Genomic DNA, 14,888 nt, shown 5'->3' with positions numbered 1-14,888 from the left:
GGGCGGACATCATGGGTGGCGATGTGCGGGTGAAGATCTGCGGTCTGCGGACCGCGGAGGATGTCGCTGCGGTGGCGGCGGCGGGGGCGGCCTATGCGGGGTTCAACTTCTTTGCGCGGTCGCCGCGGTTTGTGACGGTGGAGGAGGCCCGGGGGCTGTCGCTGCTGGCGCCCGAGGGGCTGTGCAAGGTGGCGCTGGTGGTGGATGCAGAGGACGCGGCGCTGGATGCCATCGTGGCGGGGGTGCCGCTGGATATGCTGCAATTGCACGGGCATGAGACGCCGGAGCGGGTGGCGGAGATCAAGGCGCGGTACGGGTTGCCGGTGATGAAGGTGATCGGGGTGGCGGGCGAGGCGGATCTGGCCTGCCTGACCGAGTATTCGCTGGTGGCGGATCAGTTGCTGATCGATGCCAAGCCCCCGAAGGATGCGGTGCTGCCGGGGGGGAACGGGCTGGCCTTTGAGTGGCGGCTTCTGGTGGGGCGGAAATGGCTGCGGCCATGGATGCTGGCCGGGGGGCTGAACGCCGGGAATGTGGCGGAGGCGGTGCGCCTGACGGGGGCGCGGCAGGTGGATGTGGCGTCCGGCGTGGAGAGCGCGCCGGGGGTGAAGGATGCCGCGCGGATCGCGGAATTCGTGCGAGCGGCGCAGGGGTAGCGAAATCTGACGCAGAATTCGTGGCGGAATTTGACGCAAATTCCGGTGGGTTGCCCTTCGTCTTGTGGATATTGGGGGAAGAGGGCCGCCCGCTGTGCGGAAGTCCTACGGGCGGCACCAGTGGGGATTACATCGCGGGCAGGACCGTCAGGTCGCGGATCGGCTGGTCGGTGCCGGTGAGGGGCATCGTGCCGGAGACCGTGCCGGTGGCGAGGTCGAGCCGGTGCAGGCCGCCGAGGGCCGCGACCCATGCGGTGTTGGTGCCATCGGCAGTGGTGGCGATGTCCATCGCGACCGGGCCGTCGAGCGTGACGCCGAGGCTGCCGATGGTGGCGAGGACGCCATCGTTCGGTTTGGTCTGCTGCAGAAGCGCGTTCAGGCCCGCGTCGATGTCATACATCGCGGTCTTTTCCGGTTTTCCGTAGCTGTTGGAATAGGCGACGGCGACGACCATCGGGGTGGCGGCGGCATTGGCATCGGCGGCGTCGAAATTCAGCGCGCCGTCCACGGTGACCTCGCCTGTGCCCATGTCCACGCGGTGGTTCGTGGTGCCGGACATGAAGCGCAGCTTGTCAGCGGCCGGATTCACGTCGACGATCACCGCTGCGCCTTCGGCAATGGGAAGCATGGTGGACATCTTGGCCATTTCCATGGTGGCGCCGGTCATCGGGTCGATCTCGACGATGGTCTGGGCATCGGTCACGCCGATGACCTTGCCCGTGCCGGGGCGGTAGTCGATGCCGAGGAGGCGGGTGACGCCCTGCGCCTCGACGCTGCCTGTCACGGCGGCGGTAGCGGTATCGATCATCACCAGCGTGCGGTCGCCCGTCAGACCGAGCGCGGTTTCGGCATGGGCCGCGCCTGCGGTGGCGGTGGCGAGAAGGAGGGTGGTCGTCAGGGTTTTCATGGCATCGCTCCTGTCCATGGGTTGCAACGGGCGCAGCTACGGAGGCGGGGAGGGCAGGGTTTCAGGCGGGGTGTTCACGAAAGCGTCAAGGCTGCGGCTGGGGGGCGATTTCCGGCGCGGAAATCGCGGCGGAATTTGACGCAAATTCCGATTGGGGGCCGGGCGCGACGGTGGGGGGCGAAATCTGCGTCAGATTTCGTTCCGGAGTTTGCGTCAAACTCCGTCTTTTCCCGGCGGTGCTGTGGCGATAGACGGAGGGCGGAACAGGCGGGGACATCGACCTTTCGATCATGGGGTATTTTTCCAGCCGGACCTTCAACCTCGTCTATATCCATGCCGCATTGCAGGCCTTCGCCTCTTATGGCGGGGAGGCCTTCGCCTTCGTCTATCTGCTGTCTGAAGGCATTTCCGCGCCCGTCGTCCTGCTTTCCATCGCGGCGATGTTCGGCAGCCGGATGCTGTTCCGCCGGTTGGTCCTGCCCCTCGTGCGGCGGGTGGGGCTGAGGCGGGCGCTGGTCGTGGCGATTCTGGCCGAGGCGGCGACCTATCCGATCCTGTCGCAGATCACGGGGACGGGGTGGTTGCTGGTGGGCTATCTGGCGCTCTGGGCCTTCAGCAGCAGCCTCTATTGGACCACCTATCACACCTATGTCGCGCTGATGGGGGACAACCATGCCCGTGGCGCGCAGACCAGCGCGGTGGAGACCATCGGGATGGTCATGGGGATCGGCGCGCCTGCGGTGACGGGGCTGCTGCTGACGGCCTTCGATCCGGTGGTGGCTTTTGGCACCGTGGCCTTGGCCATGGCGGTTTCGGCGGTGCCGGTGCTGCTGGGGCCGGAGCTTGCGGTGGCGGATCGGGCCGAGATGCCGCCCGAGACGCGGCGGGAGGCGCGGCTTATCCTGTTCGCGGATGGGCTGCGGAGCGGGTCTTTCCATTTCACTTGGCTGATCGCGCTGTTCCTGACGCTGGGGTCGAGTTTCGCGGCCTTTGGCGGGGCGATGGCCCTGACGGGGTTGGCGGGGGCTGTGGGGGCGCTGTTCCTTGGGCGGGCGATCGACCTTGGGCGGGGGCTGGGGGCGGCGCGTATCGGGTTCGCGGTGCTGACGGTGGCGGCGGTGGCGCGGATGTTCGGCTGGCCGGTGGCGGGGCTGGCAGTTGCGGCGAATGTGGCGGCGGCGCTGGCATGGCCGCTTTATGCGACGGCGTTCAATGCGCGGGTCTATACGCTGGCGCGGCAGTCGAGTTGCCCCCTGCGGTTCCATATCGTGGCCGAAGGGGGCTGGGATCTGGGGACGGCGCTGTCCTGCGTGGTCGCGGCGGGGCTGTTGCAGGCGGGGTTCGGGTTCCATCTGCCGCTGGCGGTGGGGGTTCTGGCCTGCGGGTTGGGATACTGGACCATCGCGCGCAGTTTCGCGCCCGCGCGGTAGGGACTTTCCCCGGCGGGGCAAGGGCGCTACATCGGAGCGGGAAGACAAGGGGAGTGCGGGCGATGGCCGAGGACGGGATCAACAGCTTCATGACGGGGCCGGACGAGGCGGGGCGGTTCGGCATCTTCGGCGGGCGGTTCGTGTCGGAGACGCTGATGCCGCTGATCCTCGAGTTGGAAGAGCGCTATGATTTCGCCAAGACCGACCCGAGCTTCTGGGCCGAGATGGACGATCTGTGGAAGCATTACGTGGGGCGGCCTTCGCCTTTGTATTTCGCGGAGCGGATGACGGAGCATCTGGGCGGCGCCAAGGTCTACATGAAGCGCGACGAGTTGAACCATACGGGCGCGCACAAGATCAACAACGTGCTGGGGCAGATCATCCTTGCCCGGCGCATGGGCAAGACGCGGATCATCGCCGAGACGGGGGCGGGGCAGCACGGGGTGGCGACGGCCACGGTCTGCGCGAAGTTCGGGTTGAAATGCGTGGTCTATATGGGCGCGCATGACGTGGAGCGGCAGGCGCCGAACGTGTTCCGCATGAAGCTGCTGGGGGCGGAGGTGGTTCCGGTGACCAGCGGGCGCGGGACGCTGAAGGATGCGATGAACGATGCGCTGCGGGATTGGGTGACCAATGTGCGCGACACCTTCTATTGCATCGGCACGGTGGCGGGGCCGCATCCTTACCCCGCGATGGTGCGCGACTTCCAGTCGATCATCGGCAAGGAGGTGCGCTGGCAGCTTGCCGAGGCCGAGGGCGAGGGGCGGCTGCCCGACACGATCATCGCGGCTATCGGCGGCGGCTCGAATGCGATGGGGCTGTTCTATCCGTTCCTTGACGACCCACAGGTCAACATCATCGGCGTGGAAGCCGGGGGTAAGGGCGTGGATGAGCGGATGGAGCATTGCGCCAGCTTGACCGGCGGGCGGCCGGGGGTGCTGCATGGGAACCGGACCTATCTGTTGCAGGATGGGGATGGGCAGATCCTTGAGGGCTTCTCGATTTCGGCGGGGCTGGATTATCCGGGGATCGGGCCGGAGCATGCGTGGCTGCATGACGTGGGGCGCGCGAAATACGTAAGCATCACGGACAAGGAGGCGCTGGAGGCGTTCCAGCTGTGCTGCAAGCTGGAGGGGATCATTCCGGCGCTGGAGCCTTCGCACGCGTTGGCGCATGTGATGAAGATCGCGCCGACGCTGCCGCGCGACCATATCATCGTGATGAACATGTGCGGGCGGGGGGACAAGGACATCTTCACCGTGGCCAAGCATCTGGGCGTGGACATGAAGGTCTGACGCCCGCCTATACGGGACCTGATGGGAAACGCCCCCGCTGCCGACGCTGCGGGGGCGTTTCACGTTTCTGGGCCGTAAACCTTTGATCTATGCGGCCTAGCGAAGGGGTGGGGCAGGTGTCTAAACCTGCGGTGGATTTGCGGCGGGCGGCGATGGGTGCAGCACGGTGGGGTGCATGCGAATCGGCTTTTCGGGACCGTGTCCGGGTATGGGGTTGGTGGTCCCCATCACCGGGCGGTGGGGCGGCCCCGCGCCGGTTCGCGGCACGGACTTTCGGGTGGTGCCGCCCCCTTCGGGCGGATGCCATGAAAATGCCGCGCCTCTGCCTTTTGGAGACGCGGTTCCGGTAGGAAACGTTAAAGGTCGCATCTTTGCGGCTTTGCCCTAGAGGGGGTAAATGATGATGGCACGGACAGTCATGGTTGCGATGGTTGCAGGCGCGGTCGGTATCGGCCCGGCGCTGGCGCAGGGCTATGACACGGCCATCGTGCAGCAGTTGCAGGAACAGGGATATCGCGAGATTTCGACCGAGCGCACATGGCTGGGCCGGGTGCGCATCGTCGCGGAGGCGACGGATGGGCGGCGCGAGATTGTCATCAACCCCAACAATGGCGAAGTGCTGCGGGATGCCTGGCTGGAGCGGACGCCTGAGGGCGGAAGCAGCTTTGCCCAGACCGGCGGAAGCGGTGGCGGATCGGGGTCTTCGGGCGCGACATCTGTGGCGAGTACCTCGGGCGGGTCGGGGAGTGGATCGGGCGGAACGACGGGGACGTCTTCCAGCAGTTCCACCAGCACATCCTCGGGCGGGTCGTCGGGCGGCAGCAGTTCGGGTGAGAGCGGGTCGAGCGGTGGCGGATCGTCGGGCGGGTCCAGCGGTGGGACCAGTGGCGGATCGTCGGGCGGTTCGAGTGGCGGAGGAAGTTTCGGCGGGGGCTTCGGCGGCGGTTTCGGCGGCTGAGGCAGCACCGGCCGCAACGACGGTTGGGAAGACGACAGGCAACAGGGCAGGCATGCGGCAGGAGAAGGCAGGACAGGGGGATTGCGGGGCGGATCGGGCCGATGGGCGCGGTTTGTCTGTGGCCGGGCGGTGCGCGGGATGACCGGGCGTTGGGTCATCGCCATCGTTCTGGTGATCCAGGGGCTCTGCGCCCTGTTCTTTGCCTTTGACATCCTGACGACGGTGATCGGGGTCTATACCCCGCCGCTGCCATGGCAATTGCGCGAGATCATGGAAATCGGCGCGGCGCTCGGCCTGATGCTGGGCTTCGGGCTGGGCGCGGTGATGCTGAGGGATGTCATACGCGAGCGGAACCTTGCGCAGGAGCGGTTGCGGCGGGCCTCGGGCGTGTTCATGGAATTGCTGGAAGAGCGGTTCCTTGAATGGGGGCTTACCCCGGCGGAGCGCGATGTGGCGCTGTTCGCCATCAAGGGCATGTCGACGGCAGAGATCGCGATGCTGCGCACCACGTCGGAGGGCACGGTGAAGGCGCAGACCAATGCCATCTACCGCAAGGCGGGGGTGAGCGGGCGGCCGCAACTGCTATCGCTGTTCATCGACGATCTGATGCGCGACGATGTGACGGAACGGTTCCGCCCGCTATCGGCGGCCTGAGGTCAGTCGGCGGGTAGGTCGACGGCGTGTTCCCTGAGGATGGAGAGCGGGACGATGTCGAGCGTGCGGATATGGGTGGCCATGAGGCGCACCTTGGGGGCCGCGCCTTCCTCATGCGCCTGATAGAAGCGGGCGGCGCAGAGGCACCATTGATCGCCCGCCTTGAGGCCCGGAAAGGCATATTCGGGCCGGGGCGTGGACAGGTCGTTGCCGAGATATTTCGACAGCGCGAGGAATTCCTCGGTCATCAGGGCGCAGACGGTGTGAAGCCCCGTGTCCATTGGACCTGTGTCGCAGCAGCCGTTGCGAAAGAAACCCGTGAGCGGGCGTTGGGAGCAGTGCTCCAACGGCAGGCCGAGGACGTTGACGGAGGCGTCTTTCATGGGGGACCCTTTGCTTGGGAGTGAAGCTATCGCATGGGGCGGGTCTGTCCAGTGGGGTGGCGAAGGTCGGGTAAACATGTCTTTCCGCCCGGTGCGGCTGAGGTAGAGTGACGCGGGGTGGGCCGCGAGGGGGTTTGCGTGGAACTTGCGATTCTGGCCGTTCTGGCGGTGTTGGCGATCCCAGTCGGGGTGGTGGTGCTGTTCGTCCAGTTGGGCAGGGTGAAGCGGCGGCTCGAGGTGGCGGAGGCGCAGCTGAGGGCGGCGCAGGCGCGGCTGGATGGGTTGGAATTGCGGGGAGTGGCCGTGCCGCCGCCGGTGGCGGAGACGGTGCCAGTGGCGGAGAGCGTGCCGGAGCGCGCGGCGTTGCCCCTGTCCGACCCGGTCGTCGCGTCCGTGCCGGAGGAGGTGATCGGGGCCGTGGGGCCTTGGGCCGCGGTCGAGGGTGCGGCGGAGGCGCGGGACTTGCCGCCGCCCGTGCCGCGCGCGCCCGACCTGATGGAGCGGTTCGGGGCATGGCTGCGGGAGAACTGGGTTTACGCGGTGTCGGGGCTTTCTCTGGCGCTGGCCGGGGTGTTCCTTGTGCAATACGGGGCAGAGAGGGGGCTGTTGCCCCCTGCTGTGCGGGTGTTGGCGGCGCTGGGATTCGGCGGGGCGCTGGTGGCGGCCGGGGAATGGGTGCGGCGGCGGCACGGCGACGGGGAGGGGGTGGCCACGGCTTACCTGCCGTCGCTATTGTCGGGCGCGGGGATCGTGTCGGGGTTCGCGGCCATCGTGGCGGCGCGGCAGATGTATGGGTTGATCGGGCCCGAGGTCACGTTTGCGGGTCTGCTGGCCGTGGCGGGGGCGGCGGTCTTTCTGGGCTGGCTGCACGGGCCTTTGCTGGTGGCGCTGGGGCTGGTGGGGGCTGTGGGCGCGCCCTTCATGGTGGGCGGGGCGTCGGATTCGGTTGATTGGCTTTATGGCTATTTCGCGCTGGCGGCGGCGGCGGGGTTGGCGGTGGATGCGTTCCGGCGCTGGGCGTGGGTTTCGGTGCTGGCGGTGGTCTTGCCGATGCTGGCGGGGGTTGTGCTGCATCTTGGCGGGGGGAGCGAGGCGGGGCTGTTGCTGATGGCTGCCGTGATGGTGCCCTTGGCGGTGGCGATCCCGGCGCGGGCGTTGTTCCCGGATCAGGCGGGGCCGGGGGTTTTGGAGGCGGTGCTGATCCTGAATGCGCGGGTGCGGCCTGCCTTTCCGGTGATGCTGGCGGCAGGCGTGGTGATGGCCGCCGTGGCGATGATGGTGCTGGCGGAGGGGTGGGAGATGCCGCTGCTGCCCTTTGTCCTGCTGGCGGGATTGGCCGTCGGGCTGGCGCTCTGGACGGGGCGGGCGCCGGGGGTGCAGGAATTGGCGCTGCTGCCTGCGGGCGGGTTCCTGTTGCGGATCGTGACGGATGCGCAGGGCTATGTCGGGCTGCATGAGGCCTTTTCGGTGCTGCCGGGGCCGGAGGAGGCGCCGCATCGCGGGGTGACGTGGCTGGTGCTGCTGGCGGCGGCGATGTCGGGGGCGCTTGCATGGCGGGGGCTACGGGGGGCGGCGCTGCCTTTGGTGACGAGTGCGGGGGCGGCGCTGGTGGCGCCCTTGGCCGTGCTGGCGCTGGAACTGACATGGCCGGTGTCGGCGGTGATGGGGGCCTATCCTTGGGCGCTGCATGTGATTGTGCTGGCGGGCCTGATGGTGGCTTTGGCGCTGGCCTTCGCGCGGGCGGATGGCGGCGCGCTGCGGCGGTTCGCGCATTTCGCGCTGTCGGCGCTGGCCTTGATCGGGTTGGCGCTGTTTCTGGTGCTGTCCTCGGCGGCGTTGTCGCTGGCGCTGGCGGTGCTGGTGGTGGTGGCGGCGGGGCTGGACCGGCGGTTGGACCTGCCCGAGATGGGATGGGCCGTGCAGGCGGGGGTTGTGGTCCTTGGCTGGCGGATGGCGGTCGATCCGGGGGTGATCTGGGCGTTCGAGGCGGGGCTGGTGCCGGTGCTGTTGGCCTATGCGGGGCCTGCTGTGGGGCTGGCGGCTGTGCTGTGGTTGATCCCGGGACGCGCGGGCGCGGTGGCCTTTGCCGAGAGCGGGCTGGCGCTGGCGGTGGTGCTGCTGGCGGATGTGCTGTTGCTGCGCTGGCTGTCGGGCGGGAGCCTTTGGCAGTTGGAGGAGGCGCATTGGACGGTGGCGGCGCTGGCGCTGCCGTGGCTTGCGATGGCCTTGGTGCAGTTGTGGCGGGTGGGCCTTGGCGGGTGGATGGCGCGGGTCCGGTATGGGCTGGCCGGGGTGTCGGGCGTGATCGGGGGCTTGGGCCTGCTGGGGGCGGTGGGGCCTTTGAACCCGCTGTTCGGGGGCGAGGTGCGGGGGCCTTTGCTGCTGGATACGCTGTTCCTCGCCTATCTGCTGCCGGGGGCGATGCTGGCAGGGGCGGCTTGGATGATGGGGCATCTGCCGCTGCGGTTGCGGCAGGCTTTGGCGGTGGCGGGTGTGGCCTTGGGCGCGCTTTGGCTGGTTTTGGAGATTAGGCGGTTCTGGCGGGGGGATGTGCTGTCGGTGCCGGGGACGAGCCAGCCAGAGCTTTACTCCTATACCGTCGCCTTGCTGGTGATCGGGGTGGCGCTTCTATGGCAGGCCATAGCGCGGCGGTCGGGGATGTTGCGGCGGGTGGCGATGGGGGTGATCGGGGTCACGGTGGCGAAGGTGTTCCTTGTGGATGCCTCGGGTTTGTCGGGGCTGATGCGGGTGTTTTCCTTCCTTGCGCTGGGCCTGTCGCTGGCGGGGCTGGCATGGCTGAACCGCTGGGCGGGGATGCGGGCGCGCGAGGGGTAAGCAGGCTGGACCATGGCGGGCGGGGCGACTATAACGCGCGGCATGAGATGCCTTTTTGCGATAGGCGGGCGAATTATCGGCCCGGCGCGCTGATCCAGCCGCCGGGATTGCCTGCTTTTGCCGTTGCGGCGCGTCGCGTGCCGCCCCTTCCAAGCCTTCCTCATAGGACCGCCCGCCGATGTGCGCCGATACCGTCACGCCCGACTACCGTTCGACCGTCTTCCTGCCCGAAACCGAATTCCCCATGCGCGCGGGCCTGCCGCAGCGCGAGGCGGAATGGCTGGACCGCTGGGCGCGGATCGGGGTCTATGACCGCCTGCGGGAAAAGGGGAAGGCCGAGGGGCGCGCGCCCTTCGTGCTGCATGACGGCCCTCCTTACGCGAACGGGCATCTGCATATCGGGCACGCGCTGAACAAGGTTCTGAAGGACTTCATCGTCCGGTCGCAGCAGATGCTGGGCCGCGATGCGCGTTACGTGCCGGGCTGGGACTGCCACGGGCTGCCGATCGAGTGGAAGATCGAGGAGCAGTATCGGGCGAAGGGTCTGAACAAGGATGACGTGGATGTGGTGGCGTTCCGGCAGGAGTGCCGGAAGTTCGCCGAGGGCTGGATCGACGTCCAGCGCGAGGAGTTCAAGCGTCTTGGGGTGACGGGGAATTGGGCGGACCCTTACCTGACGATGGACTATCACGCCGAGGCCGTGATCGCGGATGAGTTCATGACGTTTTTGATGAACGGGTCGCTCTATCAGGGGTCGAAGCCTGTGATGTGGTCTCCGGTCGAGAAGACCGCGCTGGCCGAGGCGGAGGTGGAGTATCACGACCATACCTCGCATCAGGTCTGGGTGCGGTTCAGGGTGCATGGCGGGGATGCGATCTTTACCAAGACGCCGACGGATGTGGTGATCTGGACCACGACGCCTTGGACCATTCCGCAGAACCGGGCGATCTGTTTCGGGCCTGAGATCAGCTACGGCCTTTATGAGATCGTCGGGCGACCGGAGGAGAGCAGTGCCACCATCGGGCATCGCGTGCTGCTGGCGGACAAGTTGGCGGAGGCGGCGTTCGCTCAGGCCAAGCTGGGCGGGGCCGATTATGTGCGGCGGCTGTGCGATGTGTCGGCGGATGATCTTGCGCGGCTCGTCTGCGCGCATCCGTTCCGGGGGATCGAGGGCGGTGCGGGCGAGTGGGATTATGATGTTCCGCTGCTGCCGGGCGAGCATGTGACGGATGATGCGGGGACGGGGTTCGTCCATACGGCTCCGTCGCATGGCGATGACGACTATCAGGTCGGGCTGAAGTTCGGCCTGCCGATGACGTATAATGTCGAACCGGATGGTTCCTATCGGGCCAATCTGCCGCTCTTCGGTGGGCAGCACATCATCCTTCCCGACGGGAAGGAGGGGCCTGCGAATGTGTCGATCATCAAGGCGCTGGCGGGGACGGGGACGCTGTTCGCCAAGGCGAAGCTGCGGCACTCCTATCCGCATTCGTGGCGGTCGAAGGCCCCCGTGATCTATCGCAACACGCCGCAGTGGTTCGTGTCCATCGACCGCAAGCTGGAGGATGGCAAGGGCACCTATGGCGACACGATCCGGGCGCGGGCGTTGACGTCGATCGACAAGCTGGTGGAGTGGACCCCTGCCACGGGGCGCAATCGTCTGTATTCGATGATCGAGGCGCGGCCGGATTGGGTGTTGAGCCGCCAGAGGGCTTGGGGTGTGCCGCTGACCTGCTTCGTCAAGAAGGGGGCGCAGCCGACGGATGCCGACTTCCTGCTGCGGAATGCGGAGGTGAATGCGCGCATCAAGGCGGCTTTCGAGGCCGAGGGCGCGGATGTCTGGTATGTCGCCGGGTTCAAGGAGAAGGTTCTGGCGGGGATCGTCGATCCTTCGGCCTATGAACAGGTCTTCGATGTGCTGGACGTCTGGTTCGATTCCGGGTCCACCCATGCCTTCGTGCTGCGGGATCGGGCGGACGGGGCGGAGGACGGGATTGCCGACCTCTATCTGGAAGGGACCGACCAGCATCGCGGGTGGTTCCATTCGTCGATGTTGCAGGCCTGCGGGACCAAGGGGCGCGCGCCTTATCGGGGTGTGCTGACGCACGGCTTCACGCTGGACGAGAAGGGCATGAAGATGTCCAAGTCGCTCGGCAATACCGTCGCGCCGCAGGAAGTCATTGGCGAATATGGCGCGGATATCCTGCGGCTTTGGGTGGCGCAATCCGACTACACGGTGGACCTGCGGATCGGGAAGGAAATCCTGAAGGGCGTGGCGGACAGCTATCGCCGTCTGCGGAACACGATGCGCTTCATGCTGGGCAACCTTGCGGGGTTCGACGAGGCGGAGCGGGTTGCGGTCGCCGAGATGCCGGAGCTGGAGCGGTGGGTGCTGCATCGGCTGGCGGAGCTGGATCGGGACGTGCGCGAGGGTTATGCGAAGTATGACTTCCAGGGGGTTTTCCAGAAGCTCTTCGCCTTCTGCACCACGGACCTGTCGTCGATCTATTTCGACGTGCGGAAGGATGCCTTGTATTGCGATGCGCCGTCGTCCCTGCGGCGGCGGGCGGCGCGGACGGTGCTGGATCTGATCTTCCATCGGCTGACGACGTGGCTGGCGCCGATCCTCGTCTTCACGATGGAGGATGTGTGGCTGTCGCGTTTCGCGGGCGAGGGGGAGTCGGTGCATCTGCGGGATATTCCGGAGACTCCGGCCGCGTGGCTGAACCATGCGCTTGCGGTGAAGTGGGACCGTATCCGCGCGGTGCGGCGCGTCGTGACCGGCGCGCTGGAGGTGCAGCGGGTGGCGAAGGTGATCGGGGCGTCGCTGGAGGCGTCTCCGGTTGTGTATGTGGATGCGGAGACGGCGGGGCTGCTGGCAGGCGTGGACTTCGCGGATGTCTGCATCACGTCGGGGCTGACGGTGTCGACGGATGCCGCGCCGGAGGGGGCGTTTGCGCTGCCGGATGTGGCGGGCGTGGAGGTTGTCTTCCGCGCGGCGGAGGGGGCGAAGTGCGAACGCTGCTGGCAGGTGCTGCCGGATGTGGGGACGCATCGGCATCCGGGGACCTGCGCGCGGTGCAATGACGCCCTCGGATGAGGCGATCGCGGCGGCGATGCTGGACCTTGCGCTGCGGCGGGGGCGGGGGAGGACTTTCTGCCCATCGGAGGTGGCGCGGGGTTTGGCTGCGGAGTGGCGGCCGCTGATGCCTTTGGTGCGGGCGGTGGCGGCGTCGCATCCCGAAGTGGAGGCGGTGCAGAAGGGGGTGCCGGTGGACCCCTTGGCGGCGCGGGGGCCGATCCGTCTGCGGTTGCGGGCGGGGGGATGACCCCCTCCCCGGCCCTCCCCCGGAGCGGGGGAGGGAGGGACGGGCCTTGCGCCCGGAGGTCGGGGGTTTCACACCCCCGCGGCCATCGGTGAACCGATGGCCTTCCCCCGTGGGGTATTTGGACCGACACGAAGGGGGTATCAGAGGAAGCTTTGGGGATCGATATCCACCGCGAGGCGCAGGTTCGCGGGGGGCTTGAGTTGCGCGATCCATTCGGCGAGGGCGGGTTGCAGGGGCGCGGTCTTGTCGGCCTTGACGAGCAGGCGGACGCGGTGGCGGCCGCGCACGCGGGCGATGGGGGCGGGGGCGGGACCGTAGACCTGTGCCCCTATGCGGCGGAGGGGGGTGTCGCGGCGGGCGAGTTCGGCGGCGAAGTCGAAGACCTGCGCGACATCGGGGCTGGAGAGGATGATGCCCGCCATGCGGCCATAGGGGGGGACCCCTGCGGCGCGGCGTTCGGCGGCCTCGGCGCGCCAGAAGGCCTCTTCGTCGCCGCCGAGGATGGCGCGGATCACGGGATGTTCGGGCTGGTGGGTCTGGAGGAGTGCCATGCCCTTGCGCCCTTCGAGGCGGCCCGCGCGGCCTGCGACCTGCCGCATGAGTTGGAAGGTGCGTTCGGCGGCGCGGAGGTCGGAGCCTTGCAGGCCGAGATCGGCGTCGATCACGCCGACGAGGGTGAGGAGGGGGAAGTTGTGGCCCTTGGCCACGATCTGGGTGCCGATGATGATGTCTGCCCCGCCCTGCGCGATGGTGTCGATCTGCGCCTTGAGCGCGCGGGCGGAGCCGAAGAGATCGGAGGAGAGGATGGCGATGCGGGCCTCGGGGAAGCGGGCGGCGACTTCCTCGGCCAGACGTTCCACGCCGGGGCCGACGGCGGCCATGCGCCCTTCGACCCCGCAGGCGGGGCAGGCGGCGGGGACGGGTTTGGTGGCCCCGCATTGGTGGCAGACGAGGCGTTTCTGGAAGCGGTGTTCCACCATGCGGGCATCGCAGTGGTCGCAGCCCACCTGATGGCCGCAGGCGCGGCAGAGGGTGACGGGCGCATACCCGCGGCGGTTGAGGAAGAGGAGGGATTGTTCGCCCTTGGCGGTGCGGGCGGCGACCTCGGCGGCCAGCCGCGCGCTGATCCAGCGGTCGGCGGGGAGTTTTTCGGGGCGCATGTCGATGGCGCGCAGGTCGGGGAGTTCCGCCGCGCCGTAACGGGCGGAGAGGTCGAGACGGGTGTATTTTCCCGCCTCGACATTGGCCCATGTTTCCAGCGAGGGGGTGGCGGAGGCCAGCACCACGGGGCAGCCCGCGATGGCGGCGCGCAGGACGGCCATGTCGCGGGCGTTGTAGAGGACGCCTTCCTCCTGTTTGTAGGAGGTGTCGTGTTCCTCATCCACGACGATCAGGCCGAGGCGTTGATAGGGCAGGAAGAGGGCAGAGCGCGCGCCGACGATGAGGGAGGCGTTGCCGGTGGCCACCATCTTCCAGACGCGGCGGCGTTCGGTCTGGGTCACGCCGGAATGCCATTCGGCGGGGCGGGTGCCGAAGCGGGCCTCGACGCGTTTGAGGAATTCGGCGGTGAGCGCGATTTCCGGCAGGAGGACGAGGGCCTGACGCCCGGCGCGGAGGCATTCGGCCACGGCTTCGAGATAGACCTCGGTCTTGCCTGACCCGGTGACGCCCTTGAGGAGCGTGGTGGAATAGTCGCCTGCCGCGACGGCGGCGATCAGGGCATCGGCGGCGGCGATCTGGTCGCCCTGAAGCGTCGCGCCGCCCTTCGGGTCGAGCGGGGGGAAGGGTAGGTCGCGCGGGGCCTCCTCTTCCAGCACGATGCCGAGCTTGACGAGGCCCTTGATGACGGAGGGGGTGCAGGCGGCCTCTTCGGCCAGTTCGCCCAGCGTCATGGGGGCGCCCGCGAAGGCGCGGAGCGCCTCGATCACGCGGTGGCGGGCATCGGTGAGCTGGTTCGGCACGGTGGGGCCGAGGCGGTAGACGCGGCGCAGGGCGGTGCCTTCGGTCAGGCCGGGGGCGCGGGTGGCGAGGCGCAGCATCTGCGGCAGCGGGGTGAGGGTATAATCGGCGGCGCGGGCGAGGAAGGCGCGGAGTTCCGCGCGCATAGGCGGCGCGTCGAGCAGGCGGTGGATGGGGCGGACCTTTGCCGGGTCCCAGTCGCCGCGGGCCTTGCCCCAGACCACGCCGAGGACGCGGCGGGGGCCGAGCGGGACCTCGACGAAATCGCCGTCGCCGCAGCCGGTTTCGGGCGCGCGGTAATCCAGCACGCGGCCGAGCGGTTCGGTCGTCAGCACGCCGACGAGATCGCCGGGGGCATAGGTCCGGTCATGCATCTGCGGTCGCCTCTGTTCGCCGGGGGCGCGGGTTCGGGGCCAGAGCCATGGGGTAAAGCCGCGATGGGCGGGCTGCAAGCGATTAGGGCGCGGGGGCGGGCATTTCGC

The 14,888-nt window shown here is 68.1% G+C and carries 12 protein-coding genes; 9 read left to right on the top strand and 3 right to left on the bottom strand.

What is annotated here, in order from left to right:
• The first annotated feature begins 11 nt into the window (after positions 1 to 11).
• Positions 12 to 656, top strand: coding sequence for a phosphoribosylanthranilate isomerase (locus TabM4_RS15815; RefSeq protein WP_434614458.1), 645 nt, complete (start codon positions 12 to 14; stop codon positions 654 to 656).
• Positions 657 to 783: 127 nt separating this feature from the next.
• Here TabM4_RS15815 and TabM4_RS15810 read toward each other — a convergent pair whose 3' ends face one another.
• Positions 784 to 1,563, bottom strand: a complete 780-nt coding sequence (locus TabM4_RS15810) for a DUF4394 domain-containing protein (protein WP_434614455.1) — start codon at positions 1,561 to 1,563, stop codon at positions 784 to 786.
• A 290-nt stretch (positions 1,564 to 1,853) separates the two neighbouring features.
• On the opposite strand from TabM4_RS15810, the gene TabM4_RS15805 reads away from it, so the two are divergent.
• The 4 genes from TabM4_RS15805 to TabM4_RS15790 all read left to right on the top strand — a co-directional run bounded on the left by TabM4_RS15805 (position 1,854) and on the right by TabM4_RS15790 (position 5,900).
• A complete protein-coding gene (locus TabM4_RS15805) occupies positions 1,854 to 2,993 on the top strand; it encodes a hypothetical protein (protein WP_434614453.1) in 1,140 nt (379 codons plus the stop codon).
• A gap of 62 nt (positions 2,994 to 3,055) precedes the next feature.
• Positions 3,056 to 4,288: a tryptophan synthase subunit beta gene (gene trpB / locus TabM4_RS15800; RefSeq protein ID WP_434614450.1), complete on the top strand. Its 1,233-nt coding sequence runs from the start codon at positions 3,056 to 3,058 to the stop codon at positions 4,286 to 4,288.
• Between the two features lie 397 nt (positions 4,289 to 4,685).
• Entirely contained in the window at positions 4,686 to 5,246 is a 561-nt protein-coding gene (locus tag TabM4_RS15795) for a hypothetical protein (RefSeq protein WP_434614447.1), read from the top strand.
• Between the two features lie 138 nt (positions 5,247 to 5,384).
• Entirely contained in the window at positions 5,385 to 5,900 is a 516-nt protein-coding gene (locus TabM4_RS15790; RefSeq protein ID WP_434614444.1) for a helix-turn-helix transcriptional regulator, read from the top strand.
• Positions 5,901 to 5,902: 2 nt separating this feature from the next.
• Here TabM4_RS15790 and TabM4_RS15785 read toward each other — a convergent pair whose 3' ends face one another.
• Positions 5,903 to 6,283: a DUF2237 family protein gene (locus tag TabM4_RS15785; protein WP_434614441.1), complete on the bottom strand. Its 381-nt coding sequence runs from the start codon at positions 6,281 to 6,283 to the stop codon at positions 5,903 to 5,905.
• Positions 6,284 to 6,316: 33 nt separating this feature from the next.
• On the opposite strand from TabM4_RS15785, the gene TabM4_RS15780 reads away from it, so the two are divergent.
• The 4 genes from TabM4_RS15780 (at position 6,317) to TabM4_RS15765 (ending at position 12,447) form a co-directional block, all read left to right on the top strand.
• Positions 6,317 to 6,394, top strand: coding sequence for a hypothetical protein (locus TabM4_RS15780; protein WP_434622113.1), 78 nt, complete (start codon positions 6,317 to 6,319; stop codon positions 6,392 to 6,394).
• Between the two features lie 27 nt (positions 6,395 to 6,421).
• Positions 6,422 to 9,118 carry a DUF2339 domain-containing protein gene (locus tag TabM4_RS15775; RefSeq protein WP_434614438.1) on the top strand — a complete coding sequence of 899 codons (2,697 nt, stop codon included), beginning with the start codon at positions 6,422 to 6,424 and terminating at the stop codon, positions 9,116 to 9,118.
• Between the two features lie 178 nt (positions 9,119 to 9,296).
• Positions 9,297 to 12,218 carry an isoleucine--tRNA ligase gene (gene ileS / locus TabM4_RS15770; RefSeq protein ID WP_434614435.1) on the top strand — a complete coding sequence of 974 codons (2,922 nt, stop codon included), beginning with the start codon at positions 9,297 to 9,299 and terminating at the stop codon, positions 12,216 to 12,218.
• Positions 12,202 to 12,447, top strand: coding sequence for a DUF3253 domain-containing protein (locus tag TabM4_RS15765; RefSeq protein ID WP_434614432.1), 246 nt, complete (start codon positions 12,202 to 12,204; stop codon positions 12,445 to 12,447). The genes ileS and TabM4_RS15765 overlap by 17 nt, the downstream gene beginning before the upstream one ends.
• 140 nt (positions 12,448 to 12,587) lie before the next feature.
• Here the strand turns inward: TabM4_RS15765 and TabM4_RS15760 are convergent, their stop codons facing one another.
• On the bottom strand, positions 12,588 to 14,780 hold the full coding sequence (locus tag TabM4_RS15760) for a primosomal protein N' (protein WP_434614429.1): 2,193 nt from the start codon (positions 14,778 to 14,780) through the stop codon (positions 12,588 to 12,590).
• Positions 14,781 to 14,888: the final 108 nt, after the last annotated feature.

Source organism: Tabrizicola sp. M-4 (assembly GCF_051132405.1).
Lineage (GTDB): Bacteria > Pseudomonadota > Alphaproteobacteria > Rhodobacterales > Rhodobacteraceae > Paragemmobacter.
Note: the sequence above shows the minus strand (reverse complement) of the source record. Positions and strands in the feature narration are given on the sequence as shown.